The 11,639-nt window shown below is 65.4% G+C and carries 11 protein-coding genes; 8 read left to right on the top strand and 3 right to left on the bottom strand.

Features of this window, described 5'->3' with window-relative positions; translation table 11 throughout:
* Positions 1-221: 221 nt before the first annotated feature.
* Positions 222-1,121 carry a DMT family transporter gene (locus QZY06_RS10580; RefSeq protein WP_295683862.1) on the top strand — a complete coding sequence of 300 codons (900 nt, stop codon included), beginning with the start codon at positions 222-224 and terminating at the stop codon, positions 1,119-1,121.
* 415 nt (positions 1,122-1,536) lie between these two features.
* Positions 1,537-3,522, top strand: coding sequence for a DUF1302 family protein (locus QZY06_RS10575; protein WP_295683860.1), 1,986 nt, complete (start codon positions 1,537-1,539; stop codon positions 3,520-3,522).
* Positions 3,523-3,579: 57 nt separating this feature from the next.
* Here QZY06_RS10575 and QZY06_RS10570 read toward each other — a convergent pair whose 3' ends face one another.
* On the bottom strand, positions 3,580-4,179 hold the full coding sequence (locus tag QZY06_RS10570) for a peptidylprolyl isomerase (RefSeq protein ID WP_295683858.1): 600 nt from the start codon (positions 4,177-4,179) through the stop codon (positions 3,580-3,582).
* Between the two features lie 171 nt (positions 4,180-4,350).
* Between QZY06_RS10570 and djlA the strand changes: the two genes are divergently transcribed.
* The 6 genes from djlA to QZY06_RS10540 all read left to right on the top strand — a co-directional run bounded on the left by djlA (position 4,351) and on the right by QZY06_RS10540 (position 9,640).
* Entirely contained in the window at positions 4,351-5,160 is an 810-nt protein-coding gene (gene djlA / locus QZY06_RS10565; RefSeq protein ID WP_295683855.1) for a co-chaperone DjlA, read from the top strand.
* Positions 5,161-5,196: 36 nt separating this feature from the next.
* The gene (locus QZY06_RS10560; protein WP_295683853.1) at positions 5,197-6,183 is read left to right on the top strand and encodes an alpha/beta hydrolase; all 987 of its coding nucleotides are present in this window, start codon (positions 5,197-5,199) and stop codon (positions 6,181-6,183) included.
* Positions 6,184-6,222: 39 nt separating this feature from the next.
* Positions 6,223-7,626: a wax ester/triacylglycerol synthase family O-acyltransferase gene (locus QZY06_RS10555; protein ID WP_295683850.1), complete on the top strand. Its 1,404-nt coding sequence runs from the start codon at positions 6,223-6,225 to the stop codon at positions 7,624-7,626.
* Between the two features lie 63 nt (positions 7,627-7,689).
* On the top strand, positions 7,690-8,100 hold the full coding sequence (locus QZY06_RS10550) for an MAPEG family protein (protein ID WP_295683848.1): 411 nt from the start codon (positions 7,690-7,692) through the stop codon (positions 8,098-8,100).
* The gene (locus QZY06_RS10545) at positions 8,079-8,306 is read left to right on the top strand and encodes a DUF4169 family protein (protein ID WP_295683847.1); all 228 of its coding nucleotides are present in this window, start codon (positions 8,079-8,081) and stop codon (positions 8,304-8,306) included. Before QZY06_RS10550 ends, QZY06_RS10545 begins: the two co-directional genes overlap by 22 nt.
* An 8-nt stretch (positions 8,307-8,314) precedes the next feature.
* The gene (locus QZY06_RS10540) at positions 8,315-9,640 is read left to right on the top strand and encodes a glycosyltransferase family 39 protein (RefSeq protein WP_367275613.1); all 1,326 of its coding nucleotides are present in this window, start codon (positions 8,315-8,317) and stop codon (positions 9,638-9,640) included.
* On the opposite strand, the gene QZY06_RS10535 is transcribed toward QZY06_RS10540, so the two are convergent.
* Both QZY06_RS10535 and QZY06_RS10530 read right to left on the bottom strand, forming a co-directional pair.
* Positions 9,637-10,440 carry a DUF3014 domain-containing protein gene (locus tag QZY06_RS10535; protein ID WP_295683844.1) on the bottom strand — a complete coding sequence of 268 codons (804 nt, stop codon included), beginning with the start codon at positions 10,438-10,440 and terminating at the stop codon, positions 9,637-9,639. The two genes, QZY06_RS10540 and QZY06_RS10535, sit on opposite strands and share 4 nt — an antisense overlap.
* A 69-nt stretch (positions 10,441-10,509) precedes the next feature.
* Positions 10,510-11,514 carry an LLM class flavin-dependent oxidoreductase gene (locus QZY06_RS10530; protein ID WP_295683841.1) on the bottom strand — a complete coding sequence of 335 codons (1,005 nt, stop codon included), beginning with the start codon at positions 11,512-11,514 and terminating at the stop codon, positions 10,510-10,512.
* Positions 11,515-11,639 lie beyond the last annotated feature (125 nt).

Raw genomic sequence — 11,639 nt, 5'->3', positions numbered from 1 at the left:
GGGGGCGGTTGAAGTGAGCGCTACTGTCCAACGCCCCCATCCCGCCGTCGGCTTACATCGGAGTGCCCAATGGCACTCCTCTGTTCGGCCAACAGCTCCCCCGTGAACGGGAGAAGGAGACCAGCGAAATCGGGTGGAGGGATCAAGGACAGGCATGCCGCAGTTTATCCGCTCGCTTATCCTTCGCCGCCCCGCCCGTTCTTGCCGAGTGCCCTGTGTCGATGAACGCTGTCCCCACCACGCCGTCACGCGCCCGCTGGCTGGGCCCGGTCATGGGCTTGAGCTTCGTGCTGATCTGGTGCACCGGCTATCCCACCGCGAAGATCGTGGTTGGCCACAGCGGCCCGTTCACGGCGCTGTGCCTGCGCTTCGCCTGCGCGGCGGTGATCTTCGGTGTGCTGGCATTGATCGCGAAAGTGCGCTGGCCAGGACATCGCGCCGCTGCGCACAGCGCCGTCGTCGGCCTGCTGCAACTGGCACTGCAGTTCGGCGGTGTCTACGGCGCGATGCGGCTTGGTGCCAGTGCCAGCCTGTCGGCGCTGGTGATCGGCGCGATGCCGCTGGCAGTCTCCGGATTCTCGCTGCTGCTCGGTGAGCGCATCGGCAAGCAGCAATGGCTGGGCCTGCTGGTCGGCTTCACCGGCGTCTGGCTGGTGATTGGCGAAAGTCTGGTCGGCGCTCGCGCCGACGTCTGGTCGATCGGCGCGCTGCTGCTCGGCCTGCTCGGCATTTCCTGCGGCACGCTGTACCAGAAGCGCTACGGCTCGGCGATCGATCTGCGCGCCGGCCTGGCGATCCAGAACACCGCCGCCAGCCTCGCACTGCTGCCGCTGGCCTGGGGTCTCGAAGGCCTGCATGCCGATGGCAGCCAGACGTTCTGGCTGTCCACTGCCTGGATCGTGCTGGTCAACTCGGTCGGCGGCTTCGCGCTGCTGTTCCTTTTGATCCGCAATGGCGCTGCGACCCAGGTAGCGGCGCTGTTCTATCTGGTGCCGGCGGTCGGCGCGATCATGGGTCACTTCGTGCTCGGCGAAGTGCTGACCCGACTCGAGATCCTCGGCTTCTTCGTCGCCGCCTTCGGTGTCTACCTCGGCACGCGGACGCCACCGCCGGCTCGCTGAAAGCAGCCTACCGTTCGCGGGCTCTGCCGCACCGTTCATCTCCTGCCCATCGTGGCCGGCGGCGCATGCTGCGCCCTGTAAAGCCAGCCGCGGATAACGCTGGAACCCTTGCCGGAAAAGGCTTACGGCCACGTGGGTCAATCCCGCCGATGCAAGCTGCAGCATTTCTTGCCGCAGTGCGGCCTACACGATCGGGTATTACCGCGCCGCCAGCCGTTTTCTAGGTTCACCCCGTGGCTGCAGTTTGCAAGTCGACGGCATCGATCCGGTGTTACAGAGCAAATGTCGCAGCGCCCCACCGGGCTCGAGGTCGTGCAGAGCCAGAACGAGGTATCCGTTTCGGATAACCCGTCAGAAAACCGGGAGGGATGATCAAGTGCGTTCGAGAAAACCTGTGCTGTGGTGTGCGGGGTCGTTGCTGTTGCTGTCCGTCAATGTCCAGGCTGCAGAAGACGGTGCGGCCGCCACGCCGCCCGAAACGCCACCGCCCTACGCCGACGATGCGGCTCCGCCGGCCAGCGAGAATTCCAGCGATTCCACTGCCGCCGGCACCAGCAGCAGTAGCGACGCCGACACTCAGGGCATCCTCGGCAAGCCGGGATTCAGTTTCTCGTTTGGCGGTTTCGTCCGTCAGGAAACCGCGATCAGCACCAGCGGCGACGACAATCCCTACAACCAGCAAGGCTGGCTGTACAACGGTCGCGAAACCAAGCGCTTCTACGTGCTGACCGACGCCAACGGCGGCCCGGTTCCGATCAATGACACCACCACCCGTGCCGGTCCGCAGCAAGATGGCAGCGTCAATCTGGCGATCCTGCGGACCCGGCTCGAAGCCGACATCAAGTTCACCAGCAATCTGTCCCTGCAGGCGAAGATGTCCGGCATCTTCGATCCGGCGCTCTACAACGAGTACGACCCGCACGAGTTCAACTCGATGGCGGTCGGCAAGCTGTACGGCAAGCCGAACTATTTCCGCTTCGAAGCGGAAGGCAAGAATCATCCGAACCCGCTGGAATGGAGCGGCCGCGAGTATCTGATCACCTTCCCGGCGCTGTTCATCGACTACAACCGCGGCCCGCTCGACGTCCGCATCGGCAATCAGCAGATCGCCTGGGGTCAGGCCATCTTCTTCCGGGTGCTCGACGTGCCGGATGGCCTCGATCTGCGCCGTCATTCGGTGCTCGATTTCGCATCCGAGGAGTTCTCCGACAAACGCGTGCCGGCGCTCGCAGTGCGCGCCTCCTACCAGTTCGCCGACAACTGGCTGGCCGATGCCTACGTGCAGAAGTTCCAGCCTACCGTCTATGGCAATCCGAATACCGCCTACAACGTCATTCCATCGGCCTTCACGGTGCATGACCGCTATGGCGACTTCGACAACAAGATCAGCTACGGCCTGCGCCTGAAAGGCGACATCGGCGATGTCGGCGTACAGGCGATCGCCGTGCGCCGCTACAACCCGGACGGCGTGTTCCGCTGGACCAAATCCGGCGTCAACCGCGACCTGCCGGGCCTGGTCGGCTCCGGTCAGGTGCTGCAGGACACGGCGTTCGAGGTCGACCCCACCGGCATCTGGTCCGCCGAGGAATGGTTCACCTACGCCGGCATGGCGCGCCTGAACGGCGTCACCGGCCTCAATGCGGCGATCAATGAGTTTCCGGCGGCTGCCCTGCTCGGCGCTGTGCCGGTTGCCACCCCTGACGGACCGCAGTCCGGCTTTGCCGCAGCAAGCGCCACGCTCGACACCTTCTTCGCGCTGGCCGGCGGAGCAGCGGTGGGCGAGAACAACGCCGGCCTGCGGGGCCACATCGCTCGGGAATACCGTGCCGAAAACAACTTCGGCGGTGGCCTGAGTTATGTCATCAACAGCACGCCGGGCTCGTTGCTCGATCAGCTGATCGTCAACTTCGAAGCGCTGTACACGCCAAACCGGGTCTTCACCAATCCCAGCCTCAGCCGCGATTTCCTGACCGAATCGGAACTGACCACGGCCCTGGTGATGGAGAAATACCAGCGCTTCTCGACCGAGATACCGGCCACCTACATGGTCGCCCAGTGGCTGCACAAGACTGCCAGCGACCTGTTTGGTCGTTCGCTGAAAGGCCAGGGCGGTACGGCGACGACGGCCGCGCCGGGCGTCAAGGGCGGTTATGACGCCGTGGTGTTTGCCTTGCAGCAACCGTTTGCGCAGCTGGTCTGGCGCGCCGATCTATCGGTGCTCTACGACACCCAGGGCGGCATCCTGGTGCAGCCCGCCGTGCGCTGGAAGCCCAGCGGTTCCTGGACCGTCGACATGTTCTACAACTACATCAACGGCCACCTGTCGAGCCCGAACGAGAACAGCTTGTCGACCTTCGACTTCGCCGATGAACTGAGCCTGCGGGTCGGTTACCAGTTCTGAGGGCGGCTGCAATACCTGCGCCGCTCCCGAAAGAGAGCGGCGCAGTTCGTTGCGCGATTACTTCTTCTTGTCGGCGTCCGCCGCGACCTGCATCTTGATGATCTTGGTCGGGCCGGTGACGGTGCCGTTGTTGCGCGGGTCACCCTTCTTGACGGCGTCGATGAACTCCATGCCGCTGACTACCTGACCCCAGATGGTGTACTTGCCATCGAGGAAATCGCCATCGTCCAGCATGATGAAGAACTGGCTGTCGGCCGAGTTCGGATCAGATGCGCGGGCCATCGAAACGACGCCGCGACCGTGGTGGGCCGACGAGAATTCGGCGTCCAGATTCTTGCCGGAACCGCCGCTGCCATCGCCGGCCGGGTCTCCGGTCTGCGCCATGAAGCCCTCGATCACGCGATGGAACTTCAGGCCATCGTAGAAACCCTTGCGGCACAGTTCCTTGATCCGCGCGACGTGTTTAGGCGCCAGATCCGGACGCAGCGCGATGACCACGCGGCCAGCCGGCACATCGAGATAGATGGTGTTTTCCAGATCCACCGGCTTGACCACCGGCGGTGCGGCCGGTGCATCGGCGGCATGGGCCTGGGTGGCGAACAGGGTGGAGGCGGCGAACAGCAGCCGGGCAAGGATTCGGGTCATCGGTACGGTCATGGAAGGGGCTCGTGTTCTGGCGAGGGATGCGAGGGCGGAGCATAGCCGCGCTCGCCGATCGCTTGCACGGGCGCCCTTGCAAGCCCTGAAACGGATGACCCGCTAGCTGCGAAGCGGGCCTGTCATGGACAGCGCCAAGACTGATCGGCGCAACTTCAATAAACTGGGGCCATGCAATTCTTCATCATTGTCGGCGGCCTGATCGGCCTGGCCGTAAACGGTTGGCGCGGCGCGGCATTCGGAGCACTACTGGTCTGGGCGCTGTTGCCGCTGGTGGGGCGACTGCTGCTGCGGACCGCAGTGCGCAAGATCGGCCAGGTCCAGACCCAGTTCCTCGACTCCACCTTCGCGGTCATGGGCGCGGTCTGCAAGGCCGATGGCCAAGTCAGCAGCGAGGAAATCCGCGTTGCCGAGGCGCTGTTCGATCAGTTGCGCCTGAACCCGGAAGCGCGCGAAGCGGCGAAGCGCGCGTTCAATCGCGGCAAGGAAGCGGACTTCGATCTCGATGCCGAAGTCGCCCGCTTCGCCACCGCCAGCGCACGCGCGCCGGTGTTCCGCCAGCTGTTCCTGCAGGTGCAGGTCTCGGCGATCGCCGCCGACGGCCAGACCCACCCAGCCGAGCACGCGATGCTGCTGCGCATCGCCCGCGGCCTGGGCATGTCCGCCCACGATGTCGCGATGTTCGAAGCGATGATGCGTGGTGGCGGCCCCGGAAGTGGTGGCGGCGGCGGTGGTTTTGGCCGCGATCGCGAAAGCCCTTCAGCGCTCGATGACGCCTATCAGGTGCTCGGCGTGCCGGCGACGGCCAACGATGGCGAGGTCAAGCGCGCCTACCGCAAGCTGATGAGCGAAAACCACCCGGACAAGCTGGCCGCCAAGGGCCTGCCGGAAAGCATGCGGGCGCTGGCCGAGGAAAAGACTCGCCGGATCACCGCTGCCTACGAGCGCATCGAACGCGCACGTGGCGGCGTCAAGAGCTGAACGACGCTGCCAGTCCACCATGAACGAGAGCCCGCGATGCGCAAGCTGTTCCTGCTGGCTGGCACCGGCCTGCTGCTCGGCCTCGGCGCTTGCACGAGTGGTGCCGTGAAGCCGGTGCCCGCTTTGCCGCAACCGGTGTCGGGCGAGCGTCTCGAACTGGTCTCCCCCGAAGCAGGCGTGCTCAGCTACTACGCCGCCGGCCCGGACAATGGCGCCGCCGATGCCCGGCCGCTGCTGCTGATCCACAGCGTCAATGCCGCCGGCAGCGCCTACGAAGTGCTGCCGATTCACGAACACTTCCGCGCCACGCGGCCGGTTTACTCGCTGGATCTGCCGGGCTTCGGCATGTCCGAACGCAGCGATCGCGTCTACACGCCACAGCTGATGACCGACGCCGTACTCGCCGTGACCCAGGCGATCCGCGCCCGCCATGGCGGTGTCGCGATCGATGCGCTGGCGCTGTCCTTGTCGGCCGAGTTCCTGGCCCGCGCGGCCAACGAACAGCCTGAGGCCTACGCCAGCCTGGCGCTGGTCAGCCCCACCGGCTTCAGCGGCCGCAAGCCGCGTCACGGCGAGCCGGGTTCAGTCGTCGGCCAGCCCTGGCTGTATCGCACCTTGAGCTGGTCAGCCTGGGACGATGGCCTCTACGGCCTGCTGACCCGGCCCGGCACCATCCGCTATTTCCTCGAACGCACCTGGGGCAGCAAGGCGATCGACGAAGGCCTGTGGGCCTACGACCAGCTCACCACGCAGGCCGCCGGCGCCAAGCACGCGCCGCTGTATTTCGTCTCGGCGATGCTGTTCTCGAAGGACGTCAACACGCTGTACGACGGCCTGCGCCAGCCGGTGTGGATGTCACACGGCATCCGCGGTGATTTCGTCGACTACCGCGGCACCTCCTGGTACGCCGATCGCCCGAACTGGCAGTTCACCGAATTCCCGACCGGCGCCCTGCCGCAGTTCGAAGTGCCGGAGCAGTTTCTCGCCGCGTACACGCGCTTTCTGTCTGGTGAACAACCGTAAACTCAGTCATGCTCTCGCCGACAAGAGGGGAGAAAGAACTTGAGCGCGAAGCGCCTTAATCCGCTGGACTGGACGTTCCTCGCCGGGGAGTCCGGCGACACCATGATGCAGGTCGGCGCGCTGATGCCGTTCTCGCCGCCAGACGATGCCGACCCATCGCTGCTGCGCAAGCTGATGGACGAAGTGCGTGCCAGCGCCGTCGCGCAGCCGCCGTGGAATCTGAAGCTCAAATACCCGAACCGCCTCGCCAATCCGTTGCAGGGCTGGGTCGAGGACGACAATTTCGACGTCGAATACCACATCCGTCGCTCGGCCCTGCCCTCGCCCGGCGACGAACGCGAACTCGGCATCCTGGTGTCGCGGCTGCATAGCCACCGGCTCGATTTCCATCGCCCGCCCTGGGAAGTGCACTTCATCGAAGGCCTGGAAGGTGGCCGTTTCGCGATCTATTTCAAGGTGCATCACGCGCTGGTCGACGGCTATACCGGCATCCGGCTGCTGTCGAGCAGCCTGTCGTCCAGCAGCGCCGAATTCGATACGCCGATGTTCTTCTCGGTGATCCCCAAGGCTCGCGCCGCCAAGGCGACCGTGAGCCCGAAAGTACCGACGATGGAAGCACTGATGACCTTGGCGCGCGAGCAGTTCGATACCTCGAAGACCATCACCCGAGTCTTGAAGGACACCATCCTCGGCGCGCTCAAGCCGGAGAAGGCGCGCGATCCGGCGCTGGTCGCACCGATGCAGGCGCCGAAATCGATTCTCAACCAGAAGATCGGCCGCAACCGCCGCTTCGCGACCCAGCAGTTCTCGCTGGATCGGCTGAAGCGCGTTGCCAAGGCCCACCGCGGCACCCTCAACGATCTCGTGCTGGCGATCTGCGCAACGGCGCTGCATCGGCTGTTGAGCGAGCTGGATGCCCTGCCCGCGCAGCCGCTGACTGCGATGCTGCCGGTCAACGTCCGGCCGAAGGACGATCCGGGCGGCGGCAATGCCATCGGCGCGATCATCGCCTCGCTGGCCACCGACATCGCCGATCCCTACGAACGTCTGCAGGCGATCATCGCCTCGACCAGTGCCGCCAAGGCGCAGCTGCAGGGCATGACCCGCAACGGCATCATGCAGTACAGCGCGCTGCTGATGGCGCCGCTGCTGCTGGCGCGGATACCGGGCACGGTCGGCCGCATCCGTCCGGCCTTCAACCTCGTAATCTCGAATGTGCCGGGGCCGACCAAGCCCCTGCATTTCCGCGGCTTCAAGCTGGATGCCTATTACCCGCTGTCGATCCCGATGCACGGCTACGGTCTGAACATCACCGTGGTTTCGTATGTCGACCAGTTAAACTTCGGTTTCATAGGTTGTCGCGATGGCCTGCCGCATCTGCAGCGCCTCGCCGTCTACAGCAAGGCCGCACTCGATGAACTCGACGACGAGGTCCGCAGTTGACCGGTGCGGTCAAGCGGCTTCGTCGACAACCATGAAAGCTGATTGATAACTCAGGGAACTCAGATGACCGGTTTGGCCGCAGTGCTGCTGTACATCGCCGTTATGATCGTGCTGGTGCTGAGTTATGCACTGCCACGAGTACCGCAGGTGCTGACCCGCAAGCGCCGGCCCGATGAATGGGGTCGCGACCAGCCGTCGATCGACCCGCCGGTGCTGGTTCGCGCGCAGCACGCACATGCCAACGCAGTCGAGAATTTCCCGCTGTTTCTCGGCGTGGTGGTGATCGGAGCGTTGATGGGCAAGAGCGCGACAGTGATCGATCCGCTGGCCTGCTTCGTCGTATACCTGCGCATCGCCCAGGCCGTCACCCACCTCATCGGTACCTCGTTCTGGCTGGTGATGACGCGGGCGACGTTCTTCCTGAGCCAGATAGCGCTGATTGGCACGATGGCTTGGAAGCTCTGCCAGAGCTGAAGCAGGTGGCCGAGCTGATCAATCTGAACAAGGCGCGCAAGCAAAAGGCTCGCGCCGCGGCCGAGGCGCTGGCGGCGGCCAATCGCGTCAAGTTCGGAAGAACCAAGGCCGAGAAGCAGCGCGATGCCTCGGCGGGAGCCGAAGCGGTACGACGGATGGACGGCCTGCGCCGGGAAACGCCGCCCGCCGATTCCTCGGACGATTGAAGCCAGCCTTGATGCAGCCCCTCCTGCCGCTGAGCCGCGCGCAACGCGCCATCGTCTGGGCCTGCTGGCTGGGCGGCGGCCTGCTGCGGCTGGTCTATGTGCTTGTCCTCCATCCGCCGACCCTGCACGTCTACAGCGACATGCAGGGATACGTGCAGCGGGCGCTGAACCGGGTGGCGGGGGTGCCGGAGAACATCGGCGATTCGCTATATCCGCCCGGCACCTCGATGCTGTTCGCCCAGTTGCATCAGCTCGACCCGACTTCCGGGCTGACCGTGATCGCACAGTGGCTGCTGTCGCTGGGCACGATGGCCGGCGTCTGGGTCATCGCCCGCGCGTTGTACGGCAATCGGGTGGCGGTGCTGGCACTGGTCGCGACGACGCTGTATCTGCCGCTATTTCACTACGCCGGTCTGTTCCTCGCCGAAAACCCGTTCACCTTCTGCCTGATCGCCGCCTACGCCTGCCTGATCAAGGCGATCGCAGCCTCGCGGGCGGTCGGCACCGCCTTGTGGGCGCTCGCGGCCGGTCTGCTCGCCGGGCTGGCGGCATCGTTGAAGGCGACGATCCTGCTGCCGGTGGCGGTGACCGGCATCGTGGTCATCGTCTGGCTGATCCGCAATCGCCGCCGCGGCGTGCTGACGCTCGCTGCCGGTGTGCTGATCGGCATGAGCAGCCTGCTGCTGCCGCTTGCCGAGCGCTGCACGCGGCTGGCCGAAGGGCACTTCTGCCTGGTCAGCACCAATACCGGGATGAACGCGCTGATGGGCCATGCCGGCGAGTACGCGGAGTTCGTCTGGGTCGACCCGGCACGCAACAGCACCTACTCGTTCACCAGCCCGAGTGCGCCGATGCACGGCTACACCACGCCGGTGCGCCTGAACTTCGGGGCCTATGACGTGCCCGCCAATGTCGCCGAGCTCGATCGCCGCATCGCCGCAGACCCGGCCGCCGCCGTCGGCTTCAGCCTGCGCAATGTCGCCGACCTGTTCGTCGGCAGGGATTTCTGGCCGGCGGCGGTCTACCGGCAGCGCAACTGGAGCCGCGCCTACCAATGGATGCTGCAGTGGCTGCTGCTGCCGCTGGCGCTGGCCTGGCTGATCTACCGCGCACCGAGACTGATCCGCCTGCGCGACGACAGCCTCGCCGAATGGCTGCTGCTGACGCCGCTGCTCGGCCTGATGCTGACCGCGTTCATCTCGCTCGGCGAACTGCGCTTCCGCATTCCCTTCGACGGCTTCGTGATCATCCTCGCGGCCCAGGCCGTGCTGGCCGTGTTCAACCGCGAACAGCGCCGAGTCAATCGGGACAGCGTGCCGCCCGTGCTGCGCTAGGGCGTAGCGGCTGGAGCCGGCGCCGCAACCCCGGCAACGATCCTTCCTCGCAGGCTTTTCAGCTTGGCGATCGTGATCAGGCGATGTTCGCGGCCAATGCGCCAGAGCAGCTTGCGGCCGGCGGAAGCGTCTTCCTGCGCCGGCTCGGCAAATTCGTAATGCACCTTCGGCCGCAGCAGCGCCACCGGCTCGCTGATGTCCGGCGTGGCAATCAGATGGTCGAGCACTTCGACAACCCGGTTGTTGAACCGGCCTTGCGGATAACCCAGATCGCGATACGCCTGCTGGAACAGCGGATACCAGCGGAAGTACAGCGCCACCAGCGCGTCATCGCTGATTGCCAGGAACAGGCTGACCACCGAGTTGTAGCGAGTCGCGTTGTCGGCGCTGATCGTGTAGCCGATCTTGTTGACGTCGACCAGAAACTCGCCGGCCACCGGCTTCAGCGGCCGGAGCTTCACGGCAACCCGGTCGCGCGGCAGGTTATCGATGGTGACGACGATGCGGCGGATCAGCATGTCCGGAATCAACCAGGCCTCGATCGGCGCCGCGCCGGGCACGGCGATCAGGGCATCGCGAAACGCGGTGTCGCTGTCAGCGATGCTCGGCAGCGCCGGCGCTGCGGGTGCTGGCTCTGGCACCGGATAATCCGCCGGCGGCGGCGGTGGCGCCGGTTCGGCAATCGCTTCCACCGGCACCGGCGGCGGCACGGCCGTTACCGGCTTGAACCATTTGAACCAGGCGCCAGCGGCGGCCAGCAAGGCAACGACAAGAATCAATCCCCAGCGGTTTGCAGACATCGTCGGCTCCGGTTGTTCGACAGATACACGGGGACAGATATACGGGATTGCCCCAGCCAACGCGTCCGCTCAGGCTGCTTCACGCTGTGCGAGTGCGGCGGTCAGCAACTCGTAGGAACGCAGGCGATCGGCGTGGCTGTGGATGTTGCTGACGATCATCACCTCATTGGCGCCGGTGTCGCGCACCATGGCTTCGATCCTCTCCCGCACCGTGCCCGGCGAGCCGACGATGCTCAGGGCGCGCTGCTGGCGCACTTCCAGGCGATCGAACTCGCCCCACTCGTAGGCGGCGGCTTCGGCCGGCGAAGGGATCGGCAGGTACTGGTTGCGGCCGATGCGCAGCCAGGTCAGATCCATCGACTGTGCGATTTCATCGGCACGGGCATCGGTCTCCGCACAGACCACCGATACACCGAGAATGGCGTGCGGCTTCGGAAACGCTTCCGAAGGCTTGAACGCCGCGCGATAGGCTTCGAAAGCCGGTGCTGCCGGCTCTCTGCTGAAGTGGCTGGCGAAGCTGTAGCCGAAGCCGGCCGAACCGGCCGATGAAGCACTGGCGCCGCTGGAGCCGAGGATCCAGATCGGCGGCAGCGTCACCTCGGTCGGCATCGCGGTGACTTTCGCGTATGGATGTCCCGGCCCGTAACCGCCGCCGCCGAAGCGCAGCAGTTCGTTCATCAGGTCCGAAAAATGTTCGCCGCCAGCCGCGCGCAAGGCGCGCGTGGCATTGCCATTGGTACCCGGCGCACGGCCGATGCCGAGATCGATACGGCCAGGATGCAGCGCTTCGAGCGTGCGGAAGTTTTCCGCGACCCGCAGCGGCACATGGTTCGGCAGCATCACCCCGCCGGAGCCGACACGGATCGATTTCGTGGCCGAGGCGATATGGCCGATGAGAATTTCCGGTGCACTGCTGGCCACGCTCGCCAGCGCGTGGTGCTCGGCAAACCAGTAACGCGCATAGCCAAGGCGTTCGGCCAGACGGGCAAGATCAACGCTGCGGCGCAGCGCTTCGGCGGGCGTCGAGCCGGTGCAGACCGGTACCAGGTCGAGCACGGAAAGAGCGAAGGTCATCGGGTATCTCCACGGATGGGCGGTGCTTGCCGCATCGCCGAAGGATACCGAATGAAATTGCCGGCCCGCATTTCGAGCGCATTTGGGCGCGTTGGGGCGGGCAAAAAGAAGGCCGCTTGCGCGGC

This window comes from uncultured Nevskia sp., from assembly GCF_903885465.1.
Classification (GTDB): Bacteria; Pseudomonadota; Gammaproteobacteria; order Nevskiales; family Nevskiaceae; genus Nevskia.
This window is presented reverse-complemented; position numbering and strand designations above follow the sequence as displayed.

Excerpts from the sequence above, each read along its gene's own strand:
- QZY06_RS10580 (WP_295683862.1), top strand. The coding sequence starts at position 222 with ATGAACGCTGTCCCCACCACGCCGTCACGCGCCCGCTGGCTGGGCCCG.
- QZY06_RS10570 (WP_295683858.1), bottom strand. The coding sequence starts at position 4,179 with ATGACCGTACCGATGACCCGAATCCTTGCCCGGCTGCTGTTCGCCGCC.
- djlA (WP_295683855.1), top strand. The coding sequence starts at position 4,351 with ATGCAATTCTTCATCATTGTCGGCGGCCTGATCGGCCTGGCCGTAAAC.
- QZY06_RS10560 (WP_295683853.1), top strand. The coding sequence starts at position 5,197 with ATGCGCAAGCTGTTCCTGCTGGCTGGCACCGGCCTGCTGCTCGGCCTC.
- QZY06_RS10550 (WP_295683848.1), top strand. The coding sequence starts at position 7,690 with ATGACCGGTTTGGCCGCAGTGCTGCTGTACATCGCCGTTATGATCGTG.
- QZY06_RS10535 (WP_295683844.1), bottom strand. The coding sequence starts at position 10,440 with ATGTCTGCAAACCGCTGGGGATTGATTCTTGTCGTTGCCTTGCTGGCC.
- QZY06_RS10530 (WP_295683841.1), bottom strand. The coding sequence starts at position 11,514 with ATGACCTTCGCTCTTTCCGTGCTCGACCTGGTACCGGTCTGCACCGGC.